Origin of the sequence: Mycobacterium hainanense (assembly GCF_041890355.1) — a bacterium.
GTDB classification, from domain to species: Bacteria; Actinomycetota; Actinomycetes; order Mycobacteriales; family Mycobacteriaceae; genus Mycobacterium; species Mycobacterium hainanense.
Map to the genome: position 1 here is coordinate 2,826,223 of NZ_CP169059.1, position 26,453 is coordinate 2,852,675.

25 protein-coding genes and 4 pseudogenes are annotated in these 26,453 nt (G+C 67.8%); 14 read left to right on the forward strand and 15 right to left on the reverse strand.

All coding sequences use genetic code 11. From position 1 onward, the window contains the following. Nucleotides 1–15: 15 nt before the first annotated feature. Complete coding sequence (locus ACEL92_RS13205) at nt 16–885, reverse strand: LysR family transcriptional regulator (protein ID WP_374025977.1); 870 nt, start codon at nt 883–885, stop codon at nt 16–18. 95 nt (nt 886–980) lie between these two features. On the opposite strand from ACEL92_RS13205, the gene ACEL92_RS13210 reads away from it, so the two are divergent. Continuing rightward, nucleotides 981–1,373: a tautomerase family protein gene (locus tag ACEL92_RS13210; protein WP_374025978.1), complete on the forward strand. Its 393-nt coding sequence runs from the start codon at nt 981–983 to the stop codon at nt 1,371–1,373. Then, entirely contained in the window at nt 1,370–2,347 is a 978-nt protein-coding gene (locus ACEL92_RS13215; RefSeq protein WP_374025979.1) for an NAD(P)H-dependent flavin oxidoreductase, read from the forward strand. Before ACEL92_RS13210 ends, ACEL92_RS13215 begins: the two co-directional genes overlap by 4 nt. Here ACEL92_RS13215 and ACEL92_RS13220 read toward each other — a convergent pair. From ACEL92_RS13220 to ACEL92_RS13230, 3 genes are read right to left on the reverse strand one after another with little or no spacing between them, the layout of a single operon-like run. Further along, nucleotides 2,333–3,046, reverse strand: coding sequence for a hypothetical protein (locus tag ACEL92_RS13220; RefSeq protein ID WP_374025980.1), 714 nt, complete (start codon nt 3,044–3,046; stop codon nt 2,333–2,335). The genes ACEL92_RS13215 and ACEL92_RS13220 overlap by 15 nt on opposite strands. 15 nt (nt 3,047–3,061) lie before the next feature. Beyond that, nucleotides 3,062–4,495, reverse strand: a complete 1,434-nt coding sequence (locus ACEL92_RS13225) for a class I adenylate-forming enzyme family protein (protein ID WP_374025981.1) — start codon at nt 4,493–4,495, stop codon at nt 3,062–3,064. A 9-nt stretch (nt 4,496–4,504) separates the two neighbouring features. Next, on the reverse strand, nt 4,505–5,203 hold the full coding sequence (locus tag ACEL92_RS13230; protein WP_374025982.1) for a hypothetical protein: 699 nt from the start codon (nt 5,201–5,203) through the stop codon (nt 4,505–4,507). 163 nt (nt 5,204–5,366) lie between these two features. On the opposite strand from ACEL92_RS13230, the gene ACEL92_RS13235 reads away from it, so the two are divergent. The 6 genes from ACEL92_RS13235 (at nt 5,367) to ACEL92_RS13260 (ending at nt 9,455) form a co-directional block, all read left to right on the forward strand. Further along, the gene (locus ACEL92_RS13235) at nt 5,367–5,849 is read left to right on the forward strand and encodes a carboxymuconolactone decarboxylase family protein (RefSeq protein ID WP_374025983.1); all 483 of its coding nucleotides are present in this window, start codon (nt 5,367–5,369) and stop codon (nt 5,847–5,849) included. A gap of 13 nt (nt 5,850–5,862) precedes the next feature. Next, on the forward strand, nt 5,863–6,492 hold the full coding sequence (locus tag ACEL92_RS13240; protein ID WP_374025984.1) for a nitroreductase family protein: 630 nt from the start codon (nt 5,863–5,865) through the stop codon (nt 6,490–6,492). After that, on the forward strand, nt 6,492–6,986 hold the full coding sequence (locus ACEL92_RS13245; protein ID WP_374025985.1) for an SRPBCC family protein: 495 nt from the start codon (nt 6,492–6,494) through the stop codon (nt 6,984–6,986). The genes ACEL92_RS13240 and ACEL92_RS13245 overlap by 1 nt, the downstream gene beginning before the upstream one ends. Before the next feature lie 93 nt (nt 6,987–7,079). Further along, entirely contained in the window at nt 7,080–7,649 is a 570-nt protein-coding gene (locus tag ACEL92_RS13250; protein WP_374025986.1) for a hypothetical protein, read from the forward strand. A 43-nt stretch (nt 7,650–7,692) separates the two neighbouring features. Next, nucleotides 7,693–8,676, forward strand: coding sequence for an FAD-dependent oxidoreductase (locus ACEL92_RS13255; protein WP_374025987.1), 984 nt, complete (start codon nt 7,693–7,695; stop codon nt 8,674–8,676). After that, a complete protein-coding gene (locus ACEL92_RS13260; RefSeq protein ID WP_374025988.1) occupies nt 8,673–9,455 on the forward strand; it encodes an enoyl-CoA hydratase/isomerase family protein in 783 nt (260 codons plus the stop codon). Before ACEL92_RS13255 ends, ACEL92_RS13260 begins: the two co-directional genes overlap by 4 nt. Nucleotides 9,456–9,459: 4 nt before the next feature. Here ACEL92_RS13260 and ACEL92_RS13265 read toward each other — a convergent pair whose 3' ends face one another. Continuing rightward, nucleotides 9,460–9,858 (reverse strand): phage holin family protein, encoded by a 399-nt coding sequence (locus tag ACEL92_RS13265; RefSeq protein ID WP_374025989.1) that lies wholly within the window; start codon nt 9,856–9,858, stop codon nt 9,460–9,462. Nucleotides 9,859–10,023: 165 nt separating this feature from the next. Then, complete coding sequence (locus ACEL92_RS13270) at nt 10,024–11,091, reverse strand: amidohydrolase family protein (RefSeq protein ID WP_374025990.1); 1,068 nt, start codon at nt 11,089–11,091, stop codon at nt 10,024–10,026. A gap of 155 nt (nt 11,092–11,246) precedes the next feature. Between ACEL92_RS13270 and ACEL92_RS13275 the strand changes: the two genes are divergently transcribed. Beyond that, nucleotides 11,247–12,443, forward strand: a complete 1,197-nt coding sequence (locus ACEL92_RS13275) for an MFS transporter (protein WP_374026204.1) — start codon at nt 11,247–11,249, stop codon at nt 12,441–12,443. A gap of 77 nt (nt 12,444–12,520) precedes the next feature. Here the strand turns inward: ACEL92_RS13275 and ACEL92_RS13280 are convergent, their stop codons facing one another. From ACEL92_RS13280 to ACEL92_RS13290, 3 genes and pseudogenes are all read right to left on the reverse strand, one after another. Further along, nucleotides 12,521–13,792 (reverse strand): competence/damage-inducible protein A, encoded by a 1,272-nt coding sequence (locus ACEL92_RS13280; protein WP_374025991.1) that lies wholly within the window; start codon nt 13,790–13,792, stop codon nt 12,521–12,523. Between the two features lie 27 nt (nt 13,793–13,819). Then, nucleotides 13,820–17,067 (reverse strand): annotated as a pseudogene (locus tag ACEL92_RS13285) (LuxR C-terminal-related transcriptional regulator). A gap of 172 nt (nt 17,068–17,239) precedes the next feature. Continuing rightward, nucleotides 17,240–17,545, reverse strand: a complete 306-nt coding sequence (locus tag ACEL92_RS13290; RefSeq protein ID WP_374025992.1) for an MTH1187 family thiamine-binding protein — start codon at nt 17,543–17,545, stop codon at nt 17,240–17,242. A gap of 51 nt (nt 17,546–17,596) precedes the next feature. On the opposite strand from ACEL92_RS13290, the gene dtd reads away from it, so the two are divergent. Continuing rightward, a complete protein-coding gene (dtd, locus tag ACEL92_RS13295) occupies nt 17,597–18,028 on the forward strand; it encodes a D-aminoacyl-tRNA deacylase (protein WP_374025993.1) in 432 nt (143 codons plus the stop codon). A 60-nt stretch (nt 18,029–18,088) separates the two neighbouring features. Next, nucleotides 18,089–18,868 (forward strand): annotated as a pseudogene (locus tag ACEL92_RS13300) (SAM-dependent methyltransferase); the annotation flags it as partial. Here ACEL92_RS13300 and ACEL92_RS13305 read toward each other — a convergent pair. From ACEL92_RS13305 to ACEL92_RS13315, 3 genes and pseudogenes are all read right to left on the reverse strand, one after another. After that, nucleotides 18,869–20,025 (reverse strand): annotated as a pseudogene (locus tag ACEL92_RS13305) (alcohol dehydrogenase catalytic domain-containing protein). 10 nt (nt 20,026–20,035) lie between these two features. Then, a complete protein-coding gene (locus tag ACEL92_RS13310) occupies nt 20,036–21,967 on the reverse strand; it encodes a flavin-containing monooxygenase (RefSeq protein WP_374025994.1) in 1,932 nt (643 codons plus the stop codon). A gap of 94 nt (nt 21,968–22,061) precedes the next feature. Next, a pseudogene (locus ACEL92_RS13315) lies at nt 22,062–22,184 on the reverse strand (hypothetical protein); the annotation flags it as partial. A 62-nt stretch (nt 22,185–22,246) separates the two neighbouring features. On the opposite strand from ACEL92_RS13315, the gene ACEL92_RS13320 reads away from it, so the two are divergent. Both ACEL92_RS13320 and ACEL92_RS13325 read left to right on the forward strand, forming a co-directional pair. After that, nucleotides 22,247–22,711, forward strand: coding sequence for a hypothetical protein (locus tag ACEL92_RS13320; protein ID WP_374025995.1), 465 nt, complete (start codon nt 22,247–22,249; stop codon nt 22,709–22,711). A 112-nt stretch (nt 22,712–22,823) separates the two neighbouring features. Beyond that, complete coding sequence (locus ACEL92_RS13325) at nt 22,824–23,954, forward strand: nitronate monooxygenase (RefSeq protein ID WP_374025996.1); 1,131 nt, start codon at nt 22,824–22,826, stop codon at nt 23,952–23,954. 8 nt (nt 23,955–23,962) lie between these two features. On the opposite strand, the gene ACEL92_RS13330 is transcribed toward ACEL92_RS13325, so the two are convergent. From ACEL92_RS13330 to ACEL92_RS13340, 3 genes are read right to left on the reverse strand one after another with little or no spacing between them, the layout of a single operon-like run. After that, a complete protein-coding gene (locus ACEL92_RS13330; protein WP_374025997.1) occupies nt 23,963–24,190 on the reverse strand; it encodes a hypothetical protein in 228 nt (75 codons plus the stop codon). A gap of 57 nt (nt 24,191–24,247) precedes the next feature. Next, nucleotides 24,248–24,538: a hypothetical protein gene (locus tag ACEL92_RS13335; protein ID WP_374025998.1), complete on the reverse strand. Its 291-nt coding sequence runs from the start codon at nt 24,536–24,538 to the stop codon at nt 24,248–24,250. A gap of 11 nt (nt 24,539–24,549) precedes the next feature. After that, nucleotides 24,550–24,948 (reverse strand): hypothetical protein, encoded by a 399-nt coding sequence (locus ACEL92_RS13340; protein ID WP_374025999.1) that lies wholly within the window; start codon nt 24,946–24,948, stop codon nt 24,550–24,552. 211 nt (nt 24,949–25,159) lie between these two features. Here ACEL92_RS13340 and ACEL92_RS13345 point away from each other — a divergent pair, with 211 nt between their 5' ends. After that, nucleotides 25,160–26,443, forward strand: a complete 1,284-nt coding sequence (locus ACEL92_RS13345) for a cytochrome P450 (protein WP_374026000.1) — start codon at nt 25,160–25,162, stop codon at nt 26,441–26,443. Nucleotides 26,444–26,453 lie beyond the last annotated feature (10 nt).

Genomic DNA, 26,453 nt, shown 5'->3' on the forward strand with positions numbered 1-26,453 from the left:
ATCGTGAGCGCACGCTCAAACGTTTCGCGCGCTCGCGACGGCGGCCTCGACGAAGCGGCGCAGCACGGCGTTGCGGGCGCGCGGCAGAAACGTCAGGGCGACCGGGCTCTCGGGGGCCCCGCGCAGCGTGACGAACCGGACGCCGGGGTGGATGTTGCGGCGGACGGCGACGTCGGGGATCACGCCGATGCCGCGATCGGCCGCCACCGACTCGAGCCACTCGTCGAAATTGGTTGTCTCGATGATCCTTTTCGGTCCCTCCCCCGGTGGCCACGACCATGGCCCGGTGGTCCCGCTGGCGGTGTTGACGACCAACGGCCACTGCGGGACCTCGGCCCAGTCCAGCTCCGAGCGGGACGCCAGCGGCGAATGCAACGAACACACGGCCACCCGGTTCTCGTCGAACAGATGCACCACCCGCACGGCGGTCGACGTCACCTGTCCGCGGACCACGGCGACGTCGACCCGGCCCTGCTGCACGGCGCCCAGCGCATCGTCGGTGCGGACCAGCCTGACCGTCGTCCCGGTGGCCCGTTCGAAACGGGCGACGGTGTCCTGCGCCCACGGGTCGGGCAGCAACCAGCTGAATCCGAGGCCGATGCTGGCCTGCCGACGCACGGCGCCGAACGCCCGCTCCAGCTCGGCGAGCACCCGCTCGACGTGCTCGAGGAACGTGCGTCCCGCCGAGGTCGTCTCCACGTGCCGCGAACTGCGGTCCACCAGCGTCACGCCGAGCGCGTCCTCAAGCTGCTGGATGGTCCGGCTGAGCGCCGGCTGGGTGATGCGGAGCTCCTCGGCGGCCCGGGTGAACGACGCGAGTCGCGCCACCGCCTCGAACGCCCGGAGGTGGCGCAACTCGACGCGACCACCATCGAATGTACCCATGCTTGACGAGCATAGATCGATTACAGCAGGCATTTCACACCCGATCGGGGCGGACCTAACGTCATAGCCAGGACACAGATCGCAAGGAGACGAAAATGCCGCTGCTGTACATCGACCTCGTCGAGGGCCGCACGCCGTCGCAGGTGCGGGCGCTGCTGGACGCCGTACACGAGTCGGTCGTCGAGGCGTTCGGGGTGCCGCCGCGCGACCGTTATCAGGTGGTCCGCAGCCATCCCGCCCACGAAATCGTCGCGCTGGACACCGGTCTGGGCATCACCCGCTCGGCGCAACAGGTGATCATCCACGTGGTGAGCCGGCGACGCACGAGGGCGATGAAGGAGAAGTTCTACGAACTGCTGGCCACCAACCTGGCGGAGCGATGCGGGCTGGACGCGGCCGATCTGATCGTCTTGGTCACCGAAAACGGCGACGAGGATTGGTCTTTCGGCCATGGCCGGGCGCAGTTTCTGACCGGGGAGCTCACATGAGCCTCGACACTCGGCTCACGAAACTCCTCGGCATTCGACACCCGGTCGTGCTCGCGCCGATGGCGACGATCTCCGGGGGGCGGCTGGCGGCGGCGGTGACGGCGGCCGGTGGCCTCGGCCTGATCGGCGGCGGCTACGGCGACGCGCAATGGCTGCGGCGCGAATTCGAGGTCGCCGAAAAGGCAAATGTCGGTTGCGGTTTCATCACCTGGAGCCTGGCCCGGCAACCCGAGCTGCTCGACGTGGCCCTGGACCGAAGTCCCGCCGCGATCATGCTGTCGTTCGGTGAGCTGCACCCGTTCGCCGATCGGATCCGCGCCGCCGGCGTCCCGCTCATCGCGCAGGCGCAGACGCTCGACCACGCGCGCCGCGCCCTGGACGCCGGCGCCGATATCGTGGTGGCCCAGGGCGGCGAGGCGGGCGGGCACGGGATGAGCGCCCGGTCCACCTTCACCCTGGTGCCTGACGTCGTCGACCTGGCCGCCGAGCGCTCGCCCGGCACGCCGGTGCTGGCCGCGGGTGGGGTCACCGACGGGCGCGGACTGGCCGCCGCGCTGGCGCTCGGAGCCGACGGGGCGCTGGTGGGCACCCGATTTTGGGCGACGCCGGAGGCACTGGTGTCGCCGCGCGCACAGCAGCGGGCGCTGGCGGCCTCCGGCGACCAGACCGTTCGCACCCGCGCCTATGACCTGGTGCGACAGCTGGATTGGCCGGCCGAATACAACGCGCGGGCCCTCGGCAACGCGTTTCTCGACACATGGCATGGCGACCAGGACGCGCTGGCGGCGTCGCTGCCACAGGTGGTGGCCGACTACCAAAAGGCCGTCGCCGCCGAGGATTTCGACACCGCCGCCATTCTCGTCGGAGAGGGGGTCGGCCTGCTCCGGCAGGTCCGGCCCGCGGGCGACATCGTGGCCGACATGGTCGAGCAGGCCGCCGGGATCCTCAACCGACCGGCCTCAATACAGCGGTGACCAGCCCGACGTCCGCAACAACCGGCTTTCCCACTGATCGCGGTATTTCAGCGCCTTGACCATGTAACTGCCGGGCCGGCGGTGCTCGGGCGCCGTCTCGGTAGTCAGCAGCCCGACGAGCGCGGAATAGTTGTTGAAGTTCTCGATCTTCTGCCACAGCATCGCTTCTCGGCGGCGGTGGCTGCCGTGCGCGACCTGAAAGCACGCTTGGATATCGAGGATCCGCATCTCTTTTGGGGCTTTGGACAGCAGACGGTAATAGATCTCGTCCCACATCCGGATGTAGTCATCGAGCGCGGCGTCGGGCCAGCCGGTGTCTTCCATGAACAGGCTCAGCGGGTGGGTCGCACCGTCCGTGGGCACGGTCGCCAGGTCGACCGTTTGCAGCGGTGACCAATCGACGGGAAGCAGCAGCTTGCCGGTCACTTCGTGGCGAAGGTTGTCCAGTTCGCGCATCCATGGGCGCAGGTCTCCGCTTTGAGTCCGGCGCGCGAGGCGTTCCCAGGCCGCACCGTCGACAATGCCCGTGATGGTGACCACGGTGTAGGACCGCCCCGACCCGTGCGCGTGATTGGTGTACCAGAGCAGCCGGGCGTCGTCCGCCTCGGCGAGCGTGGGCATCCAGCCCTCGCGGTACGCCGCCTCGAACTCGTCCTGCCGTGCGCCGACCACCCGGTGGGTTTCGTGGAGGAACAGCATCGGAACTCCTTGCCTTCAGGCCTGTTCGGCGATCAGCGCGGCGATCTGGCGGCGGCTGACCTTGCCGGTCGCGGTATACGGGATGTCGTCGACGAGCGCTAGCCGCTCGGGCAGCTTGAAGTAGGCGATCGACTCGCGACAATGCGATCGCAGATCGTCCAGCGTCACTGGTGCCCAAGCCACCACCGCGGCTCCTACCCGCTGGCCCAACTCCTCGTCGGCGATACCGGCGACCGCGACATCCCGCACCGCCGGGTGCGAACGCAGCGCTTCCTCCACCTCGATCGGCCCGAACTTCTCTCCCCCGCGGTTGATGGTGTCGCTGAGCCGTCCGCACGGGAAGAGGTAGCCGTCGGCGTCCTGGCGCGCCAGGTCGCCGGTGCGCAGCCACCCGGCGGTGACGTTCTGGGTGGTGTTCACCCACAGCTCACCGACCGTCCCGACCCCGACATCAGCACCGGTCTCGGGGTCCACGACCCGCACCTCGGTGCCGGGCAGCGGCCGGCCGACGGATCCCGCCCGGGCGGGATCGCGGTGGTCGGCGGGCATCAGCGTCGTATAGGCGCCGAGGGTCTCGGTCTGGCCGAACACGTTGGCGAAAGCCACGTGTGGCAGGGCGGCCATCGCCCTGCGCACCAAGGCGACGGGCGCGGCGGCGGCCCCGTACGCGATGGCGATTAAGGACGACAAGTCGGCGTCGGGGAAGCCGGGATGGTCGAGGATGCGCTGCAACATCGTGGGAACCAGGAAGGTGGTCGCCACCCGGTGTTCCGACACCAGGCGCAACCACTCGCCGGCGTCGAATCGCGGCTGCACCACCGACGTGTTGCCCGAGTACAGACTGCCGAGCGTGCCCAGCGCGCCCCCGACGTGGAAGAACGGGACACACGTCATCCCTACCGAGGGCTTGGCGTCGGCCCGGAAGGGCGCCGCCATCCCCTCGATCCGCCTTGCCAGCTGCCCGCCGCTGATGCCGACGGCCTTCGGCAATCCCGTTGTCCCGCTGGTGAACAACACCAGGGCGTCGTGGTCGTCGTTCTCGGCCGGCGCCGCCGCCTCGGCGCCCTCCAGCAGGTCTGCGCCCAAAACCGTTGGCGCACCGGCCTTTCGGAGCCGATCCGCATACGGGCCCCCCGCGACGGCCACCTCGGCGCAGCCGGCGCCCGTCAACAGGCCGCGGAGCTCGGGCGGCGTCAGCGCCGGATTCATCAGCGCGGCCGCGGCGCCGATGCGGGCCGCCCCGAGGACGGCCGCGATGGAGAGCACGCTGCCACCGTCGACGACCGCGACGCGCTGGCCGGCCACCACACCGCGCTCGGCCAGGCCGGCGGCGCACCGGCGCACGGCCGTGGCCAGCTCGCCGTAACCGATCGCACGCCCGTCGATGACGAGCGCCACGCGAGTGGGATCACCCGCCTCGGCGGCCTCGAGCATCGTTGAAATATTCATCCGGGCGGCTCAGTACAGCGGTGACCACGCGGAGGTGCGCAGCAACCGACTGGTCCACTGGTCCCGCAGGTCGAGGGCGTCGTGCATCCAGGTGCCCGGGGCCCGGTACTCGGCGGGAACGCGGGTCCGCAGCAGTGCCAGGAGTTGCTCGGGCCGCTGAATGCGCTGCATCAGGATGACCTCGCGGTGCAGGTGGCTGCCGAGCGTGGGCCGAAGAGCCGCCTGAATCAACAGCATTGACGATGGCCGTTCCAGGCTCTGGGCATACACGTCGCCGCTGCGTTCGATGTATTCCTCGAACCTGTCCGGGAAAGGCCACATGGTGTCTTCCATGTAGAGGCTGAGTTCGTGTTCCCGCCCGTCGACGGGCACCTGCCCCAGCGGCATCTGCTGCAGCGGCGACCACGGCAGCGGCGCCAGCAGTTTGGCCTCGACGTCGTAGCGCAGCTCGTCCAGTTCGCGCATCCAGCCCCGCAGTTCACCCTGCTGCACCCGCAGCGCCAGACGCTCCCACGCCGCCCCATCCCGGACCGCGGTGACGGTGACGACGGTGTAGGACGGGCCGCTGCCCTGGGCGTGGTCGGCATACCAGAGCAGCCGGGCGTCATCACCGGCGGCGAGCATGGGCAGCCAGCCTTGCCGGAACGCCGCCTCGAAGTCGTCTTCGCACCGACCGCGGACCCTGTGCACCTCGTGCATGAACAGCATGCCGAGACCTCCCAGCGGGCGCTCGGCCTTGAGCGCCCCCGTCCAACGGACGCTAACGCCGAGGAGTTGCCGTGTCCATGGGCGGTTTCACGGCGCCCTGGACAGCCGGGTGGCGAACTGGTTTGCTCGACTCAGTAATTACCTCACCGGGCAGGAGTCGCCGATGGCCCGTCTCACCGTGCCGGATGGCCCGGGCGGCGAAGCCGCGATGATCTGGACGCTGCGGCCGCAACTCGGCGACATGGTGGAGCGGATGGTCCGCGGCGCTTACCAGCAGAGCGTGCTCCCGGCCGACGAGCGCGAGCTGGCCAGGATGCGCATCGCGCAGATCAACGACTGCGTCGCCTGCGCCGGATTCCGGGCGCAGTCCGTGCTGGACGCCGGTGTGGCACCGGAGCTCTACGACAACGTCGCCGCGTACGCCGGCTACCCGGGCTATACGCCGCGCCAGCGGCTCGCCATCGAATTCGCCGAGCGGTTCGCCACCGACCATGCGTCCCTGGACGACGCCTTCTTCGAGCGGCTGCGGGGGTCGTTCTCCGATCCCGAGATCCTCGATCTGACGCTCTGCGTCGCGGTGTTTCTCGGCCTGGGCCGCTCGTTGACCGTGTTGGGTGTCGACCAGTCCTGCGCAATCGATCTCTAGTGAGGAACACTGGATGGACCTGGCCACGGTCGACGAACTGCTGACCACGACGCGGTCGGTGCGTAAGCGCCTCGACCTCGACCGCCCCGTCGGCCGCGACGTGATCCTCGAATGCATCCGGCTGGCGATGCAGGCGCCCACCGCGAGCAATGCCCAGGATTGGCGGTGGCTGGTGATCACCGATGCCGACAAGCGCGCAGCGATCGCCGACATCTATCGCAGCGTGGGCGCCGAATATCTGGCTCACGCGGCCAAGGAGGCGTCGGACCCGCAGACCCGGCGCGTGTACGCCAGCGCGTTCGCCCTGACCGACACGCTGGGCAAGGTTCCCGTGCATGTGATCCCCTGCCTGGCGAACCGCATCGACAACGCCAACCTGTTGGTCGCCGCGTCGGCCTGGGCGTCGATCATCCCGGCGGGCTGGAGCTTCCTGCTCGCACTGCGGTCGCGCGGGCTGGGTTCGGTGTGGACGACGATGCATCTGGCCAGGGAGCGGGAGGTGGCCGAGCTGCTCGGCATCCCCGAAACGGTCACCCAGGCGGCGCTGTTTCCGGTGGCCTACACCGTCGGCACCGGCTTCCGGCCTGCCGCGCGGCCGCCCGCCGAGACCGTCACATTCTGGGATAGCTGGGGAGACGGCTGATGCAGTCCTACACCGTGCGGTTTCACGTCGACGCGCCACCGGCGAAGGTGTGGCGGGTGCTGCATCCGCCCGCCCCGCCCGACGCCCCGCGGCCGCGAGTCCTCGAATGGCCCGGCGGCAGCATGGAGATCCTCAACGAGGGCAACGAGGCCGGCGAGGGTCTGGTCCGCACCTGCGTCTACGAGGTGCCCAAGTATCTGCTATCCGGCGGCCGGGCGCGGTCGTGGGAGACCGTCACCGAAGCCGAGAAGAACAAGCTGTCACGCTATGTCGCGGTCGGCGCGCCGCCCTGGTCCCGGGCCGAGGGCTACCACCGCCTCGAGGAGCAGGCGGACGGGACCACCGTGCTGACGTTCCACGAGACCTACCACGCCTACAACCCGGTGCTGCGGTTCCTTCTCGAACGGCCGGTGCACGCGCGGATCTCTCGTGACAACCTCAAGACCTACGAGCATGCGCTCGGCTACGCCGGGCGCGTCCGGCGCCTGCCCTAGGGTGCGCGACCAGGGCTTACGTGTCCGACGACGGCGACCGGCGTATGCCGCATTGTGTGATTTACGGTCCTCGCCCCGGTACGCTGGCGTGCTATGGGGTTTGAGGCTGGTGTTCCTGCCGCGGCGCGGTTGGCCGTTGCGGGACTGATGATCGCGGGTTGGACCGCTTCTGCGGGTTTCGCGGGGGCCGACCCTGACCAGACGCCGGCACCGTCACCGTCGCCGGCGGCCTCGCAGGGGCCCCCGCCCGGTCCGCCGCCGTCGTCCGCCTCGCCGGCGCCTTCCCCGGGAGCCTCGCCGGCCGCCGCGCCGGGACCGGGACCTAAGACGACGATCGATAAGGACGGCGTCTACAACGTCGGGTCTGACATCGCGCCCGGCATCTACAGCTCGGGCGGGCCCGTGAACAACGGCACGTGCTACTGGAAGCGGACGGGCAATCCCGACGGCAACATCATCGACAACGCGATGAGCAAGAAGCCGCAGGTGGTGCAGATCGACCCGACGGACAAGGCGTTCAAGACGTCGGGTTGTCAGCCCTGGCAGCTGACCCCGGACGCGGCCCTGCCCCCCAGCACGCCGCCCGCCGGCGTGCAGGGCACGCTCGGGATCCTCAACGGGTTGCTGGGCGGTCAGGCCGGCCAGCAGCCTCCCCATTCCTGACGGGCGCTGACGAGGTTTCGCCCGGTTTCGTTACGGTGGCGCCGTGGCCAGTGCGCAGCAGATCGTCGTTGTCGGTGCCGGAGTCAGCGGGCTGACATCGGCCGTGTGCCTGGCCGAGGCCGGCTGGCCGGTGCGGGTCTGGACGGCCGCCCCGCCGCAGCAGTCGACGTCGAAAGTGGCGGGTGCGGTGTGGCTGCCACCGCGGCCCGCGCAGCGTGCCAGCGCCACGCTGGCGTGGACCGGGCATTCGCTGCGGGTCTTCCGTGAGCTCGCGGACCATCCCGACTCTGGCGTCCAACTGGCGCCGGCGATGGCCGTCGGTGAATTGACCGCCACCGAGGCGATGTCGTCCGCCGCGGAGCTGATCCCCGACCTGCGGCCGGCCGACCAGGCCGACCTCCCGGGCGGGTTCGGCAACGGCTTTCGCGCCACGCTGCCGATGATCGACATGCCGCACTATCTCGACTACCTGACCCGGCGACTGGCCGCGGCCGGCTGCGACATCGAGGTGCGTCCGGTGCACTCGCTGGCCGAGGCGGCCGACGCCGCGCCGATCGTGGTCAACTGCACCGGCCTCGCCGCGGGACGGCTGGTCGGTGACGACAGCGTGCAACCGCTGTTCGGCCAGCATGTGATACTCACCAATCCCGGTCTGCGCCAGCTTTTTCTGGAGATCAACGGCGGCCCGGAATGGACCTGCTATTTCCCCCATCCCCAGCGGGTGGTGTGCGGTGGCATCAGTGTCGCCGGCCGTTGGGACACCGCCGCGGATCCCGCTGTGACCGAGCGAATCCTGCAGCGCTGCAAGCAGATCGAGCCCCGGCTCGCCGACGCCGAGGTGATAGAGATCATCACCGGGCTGCGACCCGACCGTCCCACGGTGCGGGTGGAGGGAGAGCCACTGAATCGGGCGTCCGGCGAGGCTTGGTGCATTCACAACTACGGCCACGGTGGCAATGGCGTGACCCTGTCCTGGGGTTGCGCGCGCGACGTGGTCCGGCTGGCGGGCCAGGGCACGGCGCGATGAGCATCGACTACGCGCTGGACGCCCACATCGCCACCATCAGGATCAACCGTCCCGAGACGCGTAATTCGCTTGACATGGCGCATTTCCGCGACCTGGCCCACGCGTGGGAGGCGTTCCGCGATGACGCCGACGCGTGGGTGGCGGTGATCACCGGTGTGGGGCAGGACTTTTGCACGGGCGCTGACCTGAAGAAGTTCATCCCCGAACTCACGGGCGACCTACCGCAGCCGGGAGGGTGGAACAAGGAAGACGCCATCCACGCCGTCCTGCACCGCTTTCCCGTCTACAAGCCGATCGTCGCCGCGATCAACGGCACCTGCGTCGCCGGCGGCTTCGAGATGTTGAGCTCCACCGATATCCGCGTCGCCGTACCCGCCGCCCGCTTCGCGGTGATGGAGCCCAAGCGCGGCCTCTTCGCCGGCGGCGGAAGCACGGTGCGGCTGCCGCGCCAGATGTCCTACCCGCTGGCGATGGAGCTGCTGCTGACCGCCGACATGGTGGACGCGGACCGCGCCCTGGCGATGGGGCTGATCAATCGGGTGGTGCCGCCGGAGCGGCTGATGGACACCGCCTACGACTACGCCGAGCGCATCGCGGCGAACGCGCCGCTGGCGGTGTTCGCGACGAAGCAGTCCGCCGTGGAGGGGTTGGCGCTCGACCTCGAGTCGGCGTACGAGAACGAAACCCGGCACAGCGACCGCATTTTCGAGACACAGGACGCCAAGGAGGGGCCGCGCGCCTTCGCCGAAAAACGACCACCGCGCTGGCAGGGCCGCTGAGCCGTCAGGCCCGGCGGCGGCCGACGTCGCGAATCACCAGCGACAGCAGCCAGCTCACGATGGACAACACGATCGCCGCCCAGATCGCCGTCCACCAAAAGTGATCGATCTGTAGACCCCAGTGCGTGGTGTGTTCGGTGATCCGGGCGGTGAGCCACAACATCAGCGCGTTGACGACGACGTGAAACAACCCGAGGGTGAGGATGTAGAGCGGGATCGACAGGATCTGGACGATCGGCTTGATGAACGCGTTCACCAGACCGAAGATGACGGCGACGACGAAGATGATGCCGACCCGCTGGAGCTTGGTGTCACCGCCGACGAAGGTGATGCCGTGGACGAGCTTCGTAACCAGCCAAAGCGCGAAACCGGTCAATGCGGCGCGCAGCAGAAAGGGGCCCATGCCCACGATCCTCCCACCACAGCTGGGCCAACGGCAGCCCGTTCGCGGCTGTCCGGTCGCTTGTCAGCAGGGCGTTCGCGGCGCTCGGCGATGAAAGCGGCCGCGGCGTCCGGGACAGATTGAGCCAACCACGGTGAGCGGCTACGAGTCACCAACGCCGGCAACCTAATTCAGGTTGTAGAAGCGCTGCGCGTTCAACCCGCCGATCTTTTCGCGGGCCTCTTCGTTGATATCCGGACGCGTCCGCAGGTGCTTGGTGCTTTCGGGCCATTCGCCGTCCCAGTGCGGATAGTCGCTGGCGAACATGATGAAGTCGGCGCCCAGCACGTCGATCACCCCGGGCAGGATGGGTTCCTCCGGCTCGCACGTCACCCAGATGTTGCCCGCGGCCAGGTACTCGTGCGGGTCGCGGCGCCAGCCGCGTTCGACCCAGTCGCCCCGCTTCTCGTAGTGCTCGTGCAGGCGATCCATGAAGAACGGAACCCAGCCCGCGCCCGCCTCGAGGAAGGCGACGCGCAACCGCGGGTGGCGCTCGAAGACACCGCCGGACACCAACGCCGTCATCGCCGTCATCTGGTCGAACGGGAAACTGATGCAGTGCACCTGAATGTAATTGGTGAAGCGGTCCACGCCGATCTTCGGCAGGTGAATGCCCGGGGCGCCGTGGATGCCCAACGGCATCTCCAGGTCGACCGCTGCGGCGTAGAAGGGGTCGAGATCGGGGTGGTCGAGGTTACGCGTCTTGAGCGCCGGCGGGACCAGGGTCGCCACCAGCCCAAGCTCTTTCGCCTCGGTCATAACGTCGATCGCCGCCTGGCCGTGCTCAATCGGGGTGACGGCGACTCCCCGTAACCGTCCACCCGACGGGGCGCAGTAATCCGCGATCCACTGGTTGTACAGCCGGGCGAACCCGGCGGCGAACTCAGGATCCTCGAGGCTGGGCGCGCACAGGCCGAGGCTCGGATACAACACCATCGTGTCGATGTGGTCGCGGTCGGCGTCGCCCAGCACGCCCTCGGTCGATCGGCAATTGATGTCGGGTGCCTTGCTGATGCCGTGCTCCGGCGGACACCCCGCACCCGGGCCCTGGTCCTCCGGATAGTTGCGTCCTTCGAACGTCAACCGCATCCGCCCGTCGGTGCTCGGCTTGACGTACTGCGGCCAGCGTTTGATCGCTTCGATTGCCAGCGAGGGATTCTCGGCGACGTGTCCGTCGGCGTCGATGATGCGCATGTATCCGGAACTTACTCCCCCGGATTGTATGTTGGAATGGCTCGCTTTACCGCGCGCGGTAGGCCACGATGCTGAACGTGACAACACAAAGTCCTCGAAACAAGCTGACCGCCGACCAGCGGAACTCGTTCATCGCGGCGTTGCTGGGTTGGACGATGGACGCCTTCGACTACTTCATCGTCGTGCTCGTCTATGCCGACATCGCCAAGACCTTCCACCACAGCAAGGCCGAGGTCGCATTCGTCACCACCGCAACGCTGATCATGCGCCCCGTCGGCGCGCTGCTGTTCGGGTTGTGGGCCGACCGTGTCGGGCGCCGGCTCCCGCTGATGGTGGACGTGATGTTCTACTCCGTGGTGGGCTTCCTGTGCGCGTTCGCGCCCAACTTCACCGTGCTGGTGATTCTGCGGCTGCTGTACGGCATCGGCATGGGCGGTGAGTGGGGCCTGGGCGCCGCGCTCGCGATGGAAAAGGTTCCCGTCGAGCGACGCGGTTTCTTCTCCGGGTTGCTGCAGGAGGGCTACGCGTTCGGATACCTGCTGGCGAGCGTCGCCTCGCTGGTGGTGATGAACTGGCTCGGCTTGTCGTGGCGGTGGCTCTTTGCGCTGAGCATCGTTCCCGCACTGGTCAGTCTGATCATCCGCTACCGGGTGGAGGAGTCCGAAGTCTGGGAGGCCGCGCAGGACCAGATGAAACTGACCAGCACCAGGATCCGCGACGTGCTGCGGGACGGGGCGATCATCCGCCGGTTCTTCTACCTGGTGCTGCTGATGACGGCGTTCAACTGGATGAGCCACGGGACCCAGGACGTCTATCCCACATTTCTGACCTCGACGGCCAACCACGGTGCCGGCCTGTCCAGCGCGACCGTCAAGTGGATCGTGATCGCCTACAACGTGGGCGCCATCATCGGCGGCCTGGCGTTCGGGACGCTGTCACAGCGGTTCAGCCGCCGCTACACCATCATCTTCTGCGCGATGCTCGGCCTGCCGATCGTGCCGCTGTTCGCCTACTCGCACACGGCGGCGATGCTGTGTCTTGGTTCGTTCCTGATGCAGCTGTTCGTGCAGGGCGCGTGGGGCGTGATCCCCGCGCACTTGACCGAGATGTCGCCGGACGCCATCCGCGGCCTGTACCCCGGGGTCACCTACCAGTTGGGAAACCTGTTGGCGGCGTTCAACCTACCGATTCAGGAGCGCCTCGCGGAGTCGCACGGGTACCCGTTCGCCCTGGCGGCGACGATCGTGCCGGTGCTGATCGCGGTGGCGTTCTTGACGCTGATCGGCAAGGACGCCACGGGCATTCGCTTCGGCACCGCCGAAACCGTTTTCTTGCCAACCGAAGCCAAGTAACCGCGGACCAACCGCTCCCGAGCGTCACGCCAGCGTGACGCCGGGCCGTCGGAGCCACGCTAGCGTGACGCTCGCGGTCAGGGGCTGCTGAGCAGGCGCAGCAGCAGGTGCATCGCCACGGTCGTGGAGCGCTCCCGGACGTCGGAGCGGTTGCCGGGCAGCCGCAACGTGCGGGTGTCTTTGCGGCCGTCGGCGAGGGTCACGCTGAAACAGACCGTGCCGACGGGCTTTTCGGGTGTGCCCCCGCCGGGACCGGCGATGCCGGTGATCGCGACGGCGGTGTCGGCGTCGAAGCGGGCGATGGCGCCGGCCGCCATCGCCTCGGCGACCGGCTCGGACACCGCTCCGTGCGCCTCGATCAGCGCCGGGTCGACGCCGAGCAGCTCCGCTTTGGCCTCGTTCGAGTAGGACACCACCCCGCCGGCGACGTAGTCCGACGATCCGGGCCGGTCGGTCAGCCGCGCGGCCAGCAGCCCGGCGGTGCACGATTCGGCCGTTGCAATCCGGCGGCCGGCCAGCGCCCGGGCGACCAAATCGTCGACCGTGGAACCATCTTCGGAGAAGAGCTGCTGAGAATGCCGGTCGCGCAGCAGCTGCATGAGTTTCGCGTAGCTGGCTGCGGCGTCCGGCTCGTAGCGCGTCACCATCTCGACCTCGCCCCGCCGCAGGCAGGTGGTGATCTCCAGCGACTCGAAGCCCGGCACCGACGCCTCGGCCTCGCGCAGCGTCTCGGCCAGACCCGATTCGGGCAGCCCGAACATTCGCGCGGTGTCCTGCCGATAGAGCGTTCGCCCGGCGATCGCCTGCTGCGCCGCCGGCGTCTCGATGGCCCGGCTCCACATCGGCTGCAGCTCGCGCGGCGGCCCCGGAAGCACGATCACCGTCGGCTTGCCGGGGACCACCACTCCAGGCGCGGTGCCCACCGGGTCGAGCACCTGAGCTCCGGCGGGAATCATCGCCTGCTTGCGGTTGGCGGCGCGCACCGCGTCGAAGTCGACGCCCTCGAAGCGGGCCATCAGCTTCTTGAGGATGTTCGCGATCTTGTTCTCGGTTTCGTCGTCGAGCACCAGCTCGCGGCCGCAGAACCGCGCCACCACCTCGACCGTCATGTCGTCGGCCGTCGGGCCCAGGCCGCCGCTGGTGACGATCAGGTCCATGCCCTGATCCGCCATGAAGCGCAGCTGCGCCTCGATGTCTTTGGCGCGGTCACCGCAGATCGTGATGTGCGCCAGCTCGACGCCCAGCTCCAGGAGGCGATCCGCGATCCAGGGGCCGTTCGCATCCTGGACGCGCCCGGTGAGGACTTCGGTTCCGGTGACGACGATGCCTGCGCGTGCGCTCACCGCCATGAGCCTACTGGCCCCGGCCGGACTCGATCAGCCGCGGCGGGCCGCCTGCTGGGCGAGTTGCACGCGCGACTTAACGCCGACCTTCGAATAAACGTGAGTGAGGTGGGTTTGGACGGTCCGTGGTGAGACGAAAAGCCGGGCGGCAATGTCCTTGTTGGTGAGCCCCTCACCGACGAGGCGAACGACGTCGAGTTCGGTCGGCGTCAATGACGCCCAGCCGTTCGAAGGCCGTCTGCGTTCGCCTCGTCCGCGCTGCGCGTAGGCGATCGACTCCTCGATGGACAATGCGGCGCCCTCCGTCCATGCGGCTTCGAAGTCATTCTCCCCCATAGCATCCCGGACCACGGCGATCGCGGCGCCCACGCCGGCGTCGTAGACGGGGAAGCGCACCTGCCCGGCCTGCCGCCGGATGGCCGCTGCGGCGCCGAGGATCCGCGCCGCGTATTGGTGACTCCCGTTGGCCGCCGCGATGCGCGCGAGGCATTCCAAGACGTCGGGAAGGCGCAGGTAACCCCGCGTCTCGGAAACGATCGCCAGCGCCGCATGGGCGTCGCGCTCGGCTTGCTCCGGCTCGCCCTGGGCGAACGCGACGAACGCCCGCGTCGTCAATGCGGCCATCCGGTACCACCGGGCACCACCGCAACGGTCTCGTCCGCCCATCGGCGGGCGTCGGCCAGGTCACCGCATGCCAGCAACGCTTCGGCCATCGGGTTCATGCTTCTGACGAAGATTTCGCGGAAAGGAACGGTATGCCGCCACGCCGTCTCACATGCCAGCTTCGCCGCGCCCGCGTCAGCGCTTGCCAGTGCGGCATAGGCGAATACGGCGTAGACCGTGTCGCCGTAGAAGCCGCCCATCGCGACGGTGCCTTCCTCGGCGGCTTCCGCTGCCACCCTGGCCGCGGCTGCATCGCCCTGGTAGGCGAGCACAACACCGTGGCCGACATGACCATTCACCCGGTTGGTCAGCTCGTTCGCGGTCGCGGCGCCCTCGGCCAAGGCGGCGAGAACTCGACCGGCCTCGGCGAGTTCGCCCTGCATCCACAGCGCTACGCCCAGCCAGATGCCCGAATTCCGCGAGGTGAACCGGTCGCCGAGGGCTTCAGCGATATCTCGCGCTTCCTCGGCGGCGGGCCGCGCATCGATCGGGTCGCCGGCAAAACATGCCGTGACTGCTTGGAGGTTACGGATCTGCGCGAGCTGCGCGCGATCGCCGGCCGCCTCGGCGCGCTCGACGGCCTCAACCAAGAACGGCTCAGCGATTTCGGCGGTGTAGAAAGCCAACATCCCGCAGGCGGTGAGGATTTGGGCAACCAGGGCTGCATCGTCGAGTTGACGCGCGATCACAAGGGCGTCGTGTGCACGCTTCATGCTGGCGGTGCCTGCCGCCGACGCCACGAGAACGCTGTGGTCGGCGACCGCCTGCACCCATACGGCCGGTTCGACGCTCGGATCGCGCGCGTCGGTCAGGATGGCGCCGAACCCGGCAATGCCTTCCGCCAACCTCCCGCGCCTGGCCCAGAAGTTGAACAGCGACGAGACCAACCGCAATGCCGCGTTGTTGTCGCCCATCTCGCGGCTCCATAAGTATGCGGCGCGAAGATTGTCGTTCTCGGCTTCGGCCCACTCCAGCAGTCGCCCATATGCCGGCTTGCTGACCGCCTCCAGCCGGGCCGCGGTGGCGGTGTAGTAATCGCGGTGCCGCGTGCGCACTTCGTCGGATTCGCCGGACTCACCGAGCTTTTCTAGAGCGTATTGCCGCACGGTTTCCAGCAGCCGGTAACGCATCCCGCCCCGGACGTCTTCGGCGACCACCAGCGACTTGTCGACCAACAGGCCGAGCTGGTCGAGGATCTGGTAGCCCTCCACCTCGCTGCCGGCTCCGACCGCCTGGGCGGCTTCAAAGTCGAAGCCGCCCGTGAAGACGGCCAGCCGGTGCAACAGGACCCGCTCAGGTTCGGTGAGCAGCGCGTGTGACCAGTCCACCGAGGCGCGCAGTGTCTGTTGGCGGCGCACTGCGGTGCGTGCGCCGCCGGTCAGCAGCCGAAACCGATCGTGAAGACTGTCCAGGATCTGGGTCAGCGAGAGCGCTCGAACCCGCGCCGCCGCGAGTTCGATGGCCAGCGGCATGCCGTCGAGGCGGCGGCAGATTTCCAGCACCAGGTCGGCATCGTCTGCGGTCACGCAGAAGTCCGGCCGGGCGCGGCGGGCCCGGTCGGTGAAAAGCGCGACCGCCTCGTCGGCCAGCGACAACGACGGCACGCGCCAGATCACTTCGCCGGCGATACCCAGCGGTTCACGGCTGGTGGCAAGAAACGTCACATGCGGGCACGCATTGAGCAGCTCAATGGTCAGCTGCCCGCATGCGTCGAGCAGATGCTCACAATTGTCGAGAAGCAACAGCATTGTGCGCTCGCCGAGGAACCGCACCAGCGTGTCAGTCGTCGACCGGCCCGGCTGGTCGGGCAGTCCGAATGTGCGGGCCACGGCAATCGGAACCACGCGCGGGTCGGTGATCGGCGCGAGGTCGACGCACCACACACCGTCGGAGAACTCGGTTGCGAGTGTGGCCGCGGCCTCGGTCGCGAGCCGCGTTTTGCCGGCGCCGCCGGCGCCGGTCAGGGTAGCGAACCGGTTCTCCAGGGCAATCTGGCGGATCGCCGCCATTTCAGCTTGCCGCCCAATGAAATTCGTCAGTTGAGCAGGAAAATTGCGGACGACGGGCGTCGTGGTTTTCCGAAGCGGCGGAAATTCGTTGCGAATGTCCGGATGGCAGAGCTGCACTACCCGTTCGGGTCGAGGAACCCCACGCAGGGGGTAGCTGCCGAGGTCGGTCAGCCAGGCGTCGGTGGGGAGCCGGTCGGCGACCAGCGCCTCGGCGGTGCCAGAGAGTACGGTTTGGCCGCCGTGGGCCAGGTCGCGGATGCGCGCGGTGCGGTTGATGGTGGGACCGATGTAGTTGGCTTCGTCGCGGAGCTGGATCTCACCGCTGTGCACACCGATGCGCAGGCGGATCGGCGCCAATGGCGCGCGTTGCAGATCCAACGCGCATGCGGCGGCATCGCTGGCGCGGGCGAAAGCGATCACGAAGCTGTCGCCTTCGCCCTGCTCGACGGGCCGCGCTCCGTGGTGCGCGGCGACGAGCTCTGACAGTGTGCGATCCAATCGCGCGACCGCAGCCGTCATCTCGTCGGGTTGGCTTTCCCACAATTGGGTGGATCCCTCGACGTCGGCCAGTAGCAACGTCACCGTGCCAGTCGGCAGCAAGTCGCCCACGCCCAAGTCGCTCCAGTCTGTGCTGTCCAAAGGCGGCGTGTCCGCGCGTTCGATCATGGTAGCCAGGATCGGCGCGCGCGGTGAGGCAAACATCGGCAAAAGCGCGTATATCAGCTCAGCTCACCGCAGAATGCGGTCCACGGTGACGCGCGTTCCAAGACGCCGTACGGGGCTAGGTGCCTTCGAGGTAACGCTCGACGGTGGCGACCTTCTGCGTCATCGCGTCGCTGACCCCGGCCCGCCAGTCCGCCTTGATCACCGTGCTGACGCGGGGCGCTCGGGCGGCAACGGCCTCCACGGCGCGCTGCACGACCGCCATCACCTCGTCCCAGGTTTCGCCCTCGATGACGGTGAACATCGAATCCGTCCGGTTGGGCAGGCCGGAATCGCGGACCACCCGAACCGCTTCGGCGACGATCTCGCCGACGCCCTCGCCCACCCCCATCGGGGTGACGGAGAACGCGACGAGCACAGACACCCACCGAGCCTACCCAAGCCGTTCGCGGCCGGCCTGGCAGCATCAAGGCCCATGCGGGTTCTGGTGCAGCGGGTGACGTCGGCGGCGGTGTCGGTCGACGGAGACGTGGTGGGGGCCATCCGGCCGGACGGGCAGGGCCTGCTGGCCTTCGTTGGCGTCACCCACGGCGATGACCTCGACAAGGCTCGCCGGCTCGCCGAAAAGCTCTGGTATTTGCGGATTCTCGACGACGAGCGGTCGGCCGCCGACGTCAACGCGCCGATCTTGGTGGTCAGCCAGTTCACCCTGTACGCCGACACCGCCAAAGGCCGGCGCCCGTCGTGGAACGCGGCCGCGCCGGGTGCGGTCGCCGAGCCGATGGTGGCGGCGTTCGCCGACGCGCTGCAACGGCTGGGCGCCGAGGTTCAGACCGGGGTGTTCGGCGCGAACATGCGCGTCGAGTTGGTCAACGACGGCCCCGTCACCGTCATGCTCGAACTCTGAACCGACGGGTAGGTTGGAGACGTCGCTTGCCGCAGCCGATTGTTAATGGGAGGGGCGACCATGAGCCCGACGCCCGAGTTTGGGTCGCTCCGTTCCGACGACGACCATTGGGACATCGTCAGCAGCGTGGGCTACACCGCGTTGCTGGTGGCCGGATGGCGGGCGCTGCACTCGGTAAGCCCGCAGCCGCTGGTCCGGGACGACTTCGCCAAGCTTTTCATCGAAGCGTCGCGAGACCCTTATCTGGCGGCCAAGCTTGCCAACCCGGGGACGTCCGAAGACGAACTGGCCTTTCCTCGCCTCTACGGTGTGCAGACGCGGTTCTTCGATGACTTCTTCGTGGAGGCCGGCGCCGTGGGCATCCGCCAGGCGGTGATCGTCGCGGCCGGGCTGGATTCCCGCGCGTATCGGCTCGAATGGGTCCAGGGCACAAGGATTTTCGAGGTTGACCTGCCGAAGGTGCTGGAATTCAAGGCCCACGTGCTCGCCCAGCACGGCGCCAAACCCAAGGCCCCCCGGGTCGGGGTCGCGGCCGACCTGCGCGCCGACTGGTCCAGAGCGCTGGAGGACGCCGGCTTCGACGTGGAGCGGCCCAGCGCCTGGTCGGTGGAGGGAGTGCTGCCCTACCTGACCGACGAGGCCCAGAACGCGCTCTTCACCCGGATCAGCGGACTCAGCGCGCCCGGCAGCCGAATTGCCATCGGCGCGCTCGGTTCTCGCCTGGACCACGACCAGCTCGAGGAGCTGGAGTCGGCCCATCCCGGCGTCAACATGTCCGGCGACGTCGACTTCTCCGCCCTGACCTACGAGCCACAGTCGGACCCGGCGGAACGGCTGGCCTCACATGGTTGGTCGGTCGACCCCGTCCGTAACACGCTCGATCTCCAGGCGGGGTACGGGATGACGCCGCCGGACGTCGACGTCAAGATCGACAGTTTCATGCGGTCCCAGTACATAACGGCCAGTAAGCGCTAGGGCGTCAGCAGGATCTTCACGTCGTCGCCCGACCGCGACGCGGCGGTCGCGTAGCCCTTCGCCGCCTCCTCCAACCGCAGCGTCGTCGTAAAGATCCCGTCGACGTCCAGTCGCCCGGACTGCAGCAGCGGGATCAATTCGGGCCAGGTGCGCTGCACGGGCGCGGTCGTCATGCGCAGGGTGATGCTGCGGATCAGGCAGCCCAGGGCGTTGAGCGGAAAGGGATTCATGTCGTGCACACCGACAACCGAGACGGTGCCGCCGGGTCGCACCGCGTTGAGCGCGTCGGTCAGGGACGCGTCCGTGGCGACGGCGTCGATCACCGCGTCCGCGCCCCGGCCCGCGGTGGCCTCGAGGATGGCGCCGATCGCGGGCGCCTTGAGGGGCATTGCCCCCCACCTGGCGGCGCGCTCGAGACGCCCATCCACCTGGTCGACCGCGAAAACCGTTGCGGCGCCCTGGAACAGTGCGCTGCGCAACGAACACAACCCGACAGCTCCCAGGCCGATGACCGCCACGGTGCCGCCGAACGGGATGTCGGCGCGTTGCGCCGCCGCCCAGCCGGTCGCGAGGTTGTCGGTGAGCAGCAGCGCCTGTTCGGTGCTGATCGCGTCCGGCATCTTCAGCAGCTGGAAGTCGGCGGCGGGCACGGCCAGCAGATCGGCCTGCGCCCCACCGAGCAGGCCCCCGCCGAAGATCTGGAAACCGTTGTGGCACATGACCGGATCCCGGGTGGCGCATCCGGCGCAGGCGCCGCACCCCGTCACCGACGACACCATGACGAGGTCGCCCACCTTGACGGTGCGCACTTGCGGTCCCGCCTCGACCACGGTGCCGATCGCTTCATGCCCCAGCGCGATCGGCTCGGGCATCGGGAAATCCGCCTCGTAGAAATGCAGGTCGGATCCGCAGATCCCGGCGGCGGTGACCTCGACGATCGCCCCATCGGGGCCGGGAAGGGCGGGATCGGGTCGGGTGTCGACCCGGATGCTGTGGGGCCCGTCGACGACTACCGTACGCATATTGTCGTGCTCACTTCCCTTGCCGCACCACGAATTGGGACCAGTCGGGCTCGCGCACCGCGGCCCAGTACTCGTTGAGGCGCCACGGACTGACGGTGTGAATCTCGCCGTCGGCGTTCTTGAAGTAGGAGTGTTTGACCGCGGGGTGCGCCCACACCATCTTCTTGATCTGGGTCTGCGTCCGCTCGTGCCACGCGGCGGCCGCGTCGGCCTTGGGCTCCAGCGAATGCACGTCCGCCTCCGCCAGTCGCGCCAGGCACTGGTCGATGTAACGCATCTGCAGTTCGGACTGGAAGATCAGGCTGCCCCCATGGGCGAGGTGGGTCCCGGGCCCGTAGATGATGAACAAGTTCGGGAACTTCGGGACGGTGATGCCGAGATAGGCGTACGGGCGGCTCCCCCACATCTCACGCAGGTCGACGCCGTCGCGGCCGGTGATCTTCAGCGGCCACAACACATCGGTGTGCCGGAATCCCGTGGCATACACGATGATGTCGGCGTCATGCGTCTCGCCGTCGTCGGTGACGATGCCGCTCGGGGTGATCCGCCGGATGGGTGTGCGCACCAGATCGACGTTGTCGCGTTGCAGCGTCTGCAGCCAGCTGCCGTTGTCCTGCAGTGTGCGTTTGCCACAGGCGGGATAGTCGGGCATCACCTTGCCCAGCAACTCGTCTCCTTCGCCGATCTGGCTGGTGATCCACTGGGAGAACATCATCTGGGCGGCGGCGTTGATGTCGCTGACGGCGTGGTCCTGGTCGGCGTAGTCCGGGTCGCTTTCCGCCGCGTCCAGGCCCTTGTCGGACCCGGGCCAAAGGACCAGGAAGCGGTACCACCGTCCGTAGAACGGCAGGTGCCGCATCGCCCACCGCATGCCCTCGCCGACCTCGTCGTGATACATCGGATTGGGGAACATCCACTGCGCGGTCCGCTGAAACACGGTGAGGTGCTCGACCTCCGGCGCGATGGCGGGGGCGATCTGAAAACCGCTGGCGCCGGCGCCGATCAGGGCCACCCGCTTGCCGCGCATGTCGACGGAGTGGTCCCAGGCGGCGGAGTGGAACGCAGGTCCGGCGAAACTGTCGGCGCCGTCGAAGGGGGGAATGTTCGGCCGATTCAGCTGGCCGACGGCGGTGATCAATGCTCGCGCTCGCACGGTGCTGGTCCGGCCCTCGGCGCCGCGCAGCCGGATACTCCAGGTGGCGTCGGCGTCAACCCACTCGGCGGCCAGCACCTCGGTATTCCAGAGCACGTGCTCGGCCAGGTCGTGCTTCGCCATGACCTTGGTGAAATAGTCCTGCAGCTCGTGCTGCTCGGCGAAGAAATGGGTCCAGTCGTTGTTGGGTTCGAAGCTGTAGCAATAGAAGTGGTTGGCCACGTCGACCCGCGCCCCGGGATAGCTGTTCTCCCACCAGGTTCCGCCCGGGCCGGCGTTCTTCTCCACGATGGTGAACGGAATGTTGGCCTGCTTGAGCCGGATCCCCGCGAGGATGCCCGATTCTCCGCAGCCGACGACCAGGACCGGGATGTCCGCCGCGCTCTCGGCCGGCAGGGCATGCGGACGACGGGGATCGGCGCCATGAAGGTCCATCTCTTCGAGGATCAGCGGCAGGTAGTCGTCGGTCACGTGTTCGCAGGCCGCCCAGTCCATCATCTCCCGAATGAGGTCGGGGCTCAGCGGCTTTGGCTCGGGGCAACCGCGGTCCCGATAGTCGACGATAACCGGAAGGGCCGCCGCGCGGGCCCGCGCCTTTTCCTCCTCGGACATGAATCCCTGAATCTCGTTGAGGAAGACACCCATCTGCTTGAAGTCGCGGATGAACCGCGGATCGCCGGTGATGTGCACCAGCGACAGCAACAGCGTCGGGATGCTGACGTCCGCGAGGGCGGCCTCAATCTCCGCGGTGGACGTGGTGAAGGGTTCGCCGGCATAGGCGCTGCGCATCGAGCCGATCCTCTCGGTGAACGGGGCTCCCCAATTACGCGACGTGCCGTGTCGTAATTGGCAGCACTACGCTACTCGCTGGCCGCGGAGCGGATCAATAGCGTTGACGCGACGGCGGGTCGTCCTCGTCGTTGTCCGACGTCAGCTTTTCGGGGTGGTGGAAGGTGTTGGTGCGGGGCTGGCCGCGGTCGAGATGGGGTGGCGGAATCCATTCGGAGCTGGGAAACAATGGGTCCACGTCGACGCCTGCTCCCAGTGAGCCGGAGATGGAGGAGCGCCATGGCCTCGCTACTCACGGCCTGCGCCGGATTCCTGCTCGCAATCTTGTGGATGGATCTGATCTTCGATGTGCAGGTGCTCCGGTTTCGTTCTGCGCCAACGGATCTGCCGGAAGATGTGCTCGCCTCCATTGCGGCTTACTACCGTCGCGCGACCACCACGTCTCGCCCGATGGGGCGGCTGATCGCCGTCGTGATGGTGATTCTGCTGGGGGCGTTAACCTACGAGTCCGCGCGTGGGCCGGAGCCGTGGTGGCTGCTGGTGCTGTCGGCCATGCTCGCGGGGCTTCCGATCATGCTCGCGTTGACGCAGACGGTCCCCGACGCGGTGCGGCTGGGGCGGCGGGCGGACGGTCCGCCCGAACAGACGCGGCTGGCGCGCTCCATCTGCCGGGATCATCTGGTCTGCGCCGGCTGCATGTTTGCGTTGGTGGCGCTGTGGGTCGCGCGCAGCGCGACATTCTGACGGGGCCGACGGGTCGTAGTGACAAAACGCAGGTCAGGACCCGCTGGCCACGTCAACGCAGTCCGTACTAAACTAGAACACGTTTCAATTCGGCCGCGCCCCAGGAGTAGGCATGCACACCGCCATCTGCGATGAGCTTGGTATTGAGTTTCCGATTTTCGCGTTCACGCACTGCCGTGACGTCGTGGTCGCGGTCAGCAAGGCCGGGGGGTTCGGCGTCCTCGGCGCGGTCGGCTTCACGCCCGAGCAGCTGGAGATCGAACTCAACTGGATCGACGAGAACATCGGTGACCACCCCTACGGCGTCGACATCGTCATCCCGAACAAATACGAGGGCATGGACTCGCACCTCTCGGCGGAGGAACTCGCCGAGACGCTGCGCAAGATGGTGCCCCAGGAACACCTCGACTTCGGCAAGAAGATCCTCGCCGACCACGGGGTGCCGATCGAGGACAGCGACGGCGACAGCCTGCAGCTGCTCGGGTGGACCGAGGCGACGGCCACGCCCCAGGTCGAGGTGGCACTCAAGCACCCGAAGGTGAAGATGATCGCCAACGCGCTGGGCACTCCCCCGGCCGACATGATCAAGCACATTCACGAAGCCGGGCTCAAGGTGGCGGCGCTGTGCGGCTCGCCCTCACAGGCCCGCAAGCACGCGGACGCGGGCGTCGACATCATCATCGCCCAAGGCGGTGAGGCCGGCGGCCACTGCGGTGAGGTGGGCTCAATCGTGTTGTGGCCGCAGGTGGTCAAGGAAGTCGCCCCGGTGCCGGTGCTGGCGGCGGGCGGTATCGGCAGCGGCCAGCAGATCGCGGCGGCGCTGGCGCTCGGTGCGCAAGGGGCATGGACCGGCTCGCAGTGGCTGATGGTCGAGGAATCCTCGAACACCCCGGTGCAGCAGCAGGCGTACGTCAAGGCGGGCAGCCGGGACACCGTCCGCAGCCGGTCGTTCACCGGCAAGCCGGCGCGCATGTTGCGCAACGACTGGACGGAGGCGTGGGAGCAGCCGGGCAACCCGAAGCCACTCGGCATGCCGTTGCAGTATATGGTCTCCGGCATGGCGGTGCGGGCCACCAACAGGTACCCGAACGAGAGCGTGGACGTCGCCTTCAACCCGGTCGGTCAGGTCGTCGGTCAGTTCACCAAGGTGGAGAAGACGGCGACGGTCATCGAGCGCTGGGTCCAGGAGTATCTGGAAGCGACCAACCGACTGGACGAACTCAACGAGGCCGCCTCGGTCTGACCGCGGAACTAGACCTCGTCGTCGTCGAGCGCCTCGCGGCCGCTGAACATCTCCCTCGTCCGGTCGACCGCGTAGGTACCGATCTCGATCGAGTTCTGAACGATACCGCTGGCGCCGCCGGAGATGTCACCGCGGATGATGTCGCTGGCGTGTTCGACGATGTCGGAGGCCTTTTCGACCGCGTTCGTCGCGATGTCCCTGGCCGCGTCGACCGCATCCTTCGGGTTGAAAGCCATCTCGAGTCTCCTCTGGTCGCAGGACAGTTGCTATGACTCTAGCCGGGGCGCGCCGGGCTAGTAGTTCACCAGGCTGCGCCAGTAGTCCTCCGGAATTTCGGCCCCGGACCGCAAGATTCGGGCCAGGCCGACGGCCATCGCGATGCCCAGCAGGCCCAGCCACAGCCCCGCCAACCCGATGACCCCCCACAGCACGGCGGTGACGGCGGGCCACGGCGACAGCACCGCGAGAACCGGCGCGAAAAAGAACCCCGTCCCGATGTACCACGCCGAGCCGGCACGATCGGACGCCAAGACGAACCGCAGCCAGCGCGGGACGAGGGTCTCGCCGGGCCGCCCGTCGTTCATGACTCAGCCGCTCATCCCGCCGGGGGGAAGAATCCGGCCCCGGTGAACCAGCCCTCTTGCCAACCCTGCGCCCCCAGGCACAGCATGGGCAGCCCGCGATCAGACTGCGCCGCCGCCTGCGGTCCAGGGCACTTCGCGCCGGCCTGCTGCACCCCGTACAGGGGGTAGGAGATGACCCAATACCCGGTGGTGGCCGCCGGGAACTGGTTCGGCGGAGGGAAATGGCACGCCTCGGCCTGGCCGCTGGTGCCTCGACCGAAGATGAAGCGCTCGTAGTTGTCGCACGGCGCGCCCAACGACGCCTGATAGTTCATGCCCGGCACGTCGCCGTCGTACCCGGCCGCTGCGTGCGGCGCCATGCCAATCGCGATGCCCGCTATCGAAGCGGCGCTGAGCAGTACCCGAATCATGTTCCACCCCGCCTGTCGTCGCCGGTGACCTGCACCAAAGCATATCCATCGAGGCGCAGGCCACAAGACCTTATCGGCCGCGGGGCCCGAGAACGAGGAACACGTTTCAATTTGTGCTCGGCGATCTTGAGTCAACGCTTCCCAACCGTGGTGCGGCAATGGTTTATTTGCACAAAGACGACTAGACCACTTCGTCATCGAGGAGCGGGCCATGCCAACCGTCGAGCCAACCGCCAAACCGGTCCCCAATCTTCCTCCCGGATTCGACTTCACCGATCCGGACATCCACGCCGAGCGGTTGCCGGTGGAGGAACTGGCCGAACTGCGGCGGACGGCGCCCATCTGGTGGAACGAGCAGCCGATCGGGGCCGGCGGATTCGATGACGGCGGCTTCTGGGTGGTGTCCAAGCACAAGGACGTCAAAGAAGTCTCGCTGCGCAGCGACGTCTTCTCCAGCCTGAAAAACACGGCGCTGCCGCGTTATAAGGACGGAACGGTCGGCGAGCAGGTCGAACGCGGCAAGTTCGTGCTGCTCAACATGGATGCGCCGCAACACACTCGGCTGCGCAAGATCATCTCGCGGGCATTCACCCCTCGGGCCATCGAGCGCCTTCGCGAGGACCTTGCCGAGCGGGCCCGGCGCATCGTCGCCGAAGCGGCCGCGCAAGGGCGCGGTGACTTCGTCGAGCAGGTGTCGTGCGAGTTGCCGTTGCAGGCCATCGCCGGGTTGATGGGCGTGCCGCAGGAAGACCGCAAGAAGCTTTTCCACTGGTCCAACGAGATGGTGGGCGACCAGGATCCGGAGTTCGCCAGCAACGACGCCATCACCGCTTCCGTCGAACTCATCATGTACGGCATGCAGATGGCCGCCGAGCGGACCAAAAATCCGGGCGAAGACCTCGTCACCAAGTTGGTCCAGGCGGACATCGATGGCCACAAGCTCTCCGACGACGAGTTCGGCTTCTTCGTCATCCTGCTGGCCGTGGCCGGCAACGAAACCACCCGCAACTCCATCACCCAGGGCATGATGGCCTTCACCGACTTTCCGGATCAGTGGGAGCTGTTCAAGTCCGAGCGCCCCGCCACCGCGGCCGACGAGATCGTCCGGTGGGCCACGCCGGTGACCTCATTCCAACGCACCGCGCTCGAGGACTACGAACTGTCCGGTGTGCAGATCAAGAAGGGCCAGCGGGTGGTGATGGTCTACCGCTCAGCCAATTTCGACGAGGACGTCTTCGACGACCCGTTCACCTTCAACATCCTGCGCGACCCTAATCCGCACGTGGGTTTCGGTGGGACCGGGGCGCATTACTGCATCGGAGCGAACCTGGCGCGCATGACCATAGACCTGATGTTCAACGCCATCGCCGACGGGATCCCGAACCTGGAATCGATCGGAAAGCCCGAACGGCTACGGTCCGGCTGGCTGAACGGGATCAAGCATTGGCAGGTGGACTACCACACTGACGGCGCGAAAGCCACTGCCGCACAGTAGCATCAACTGC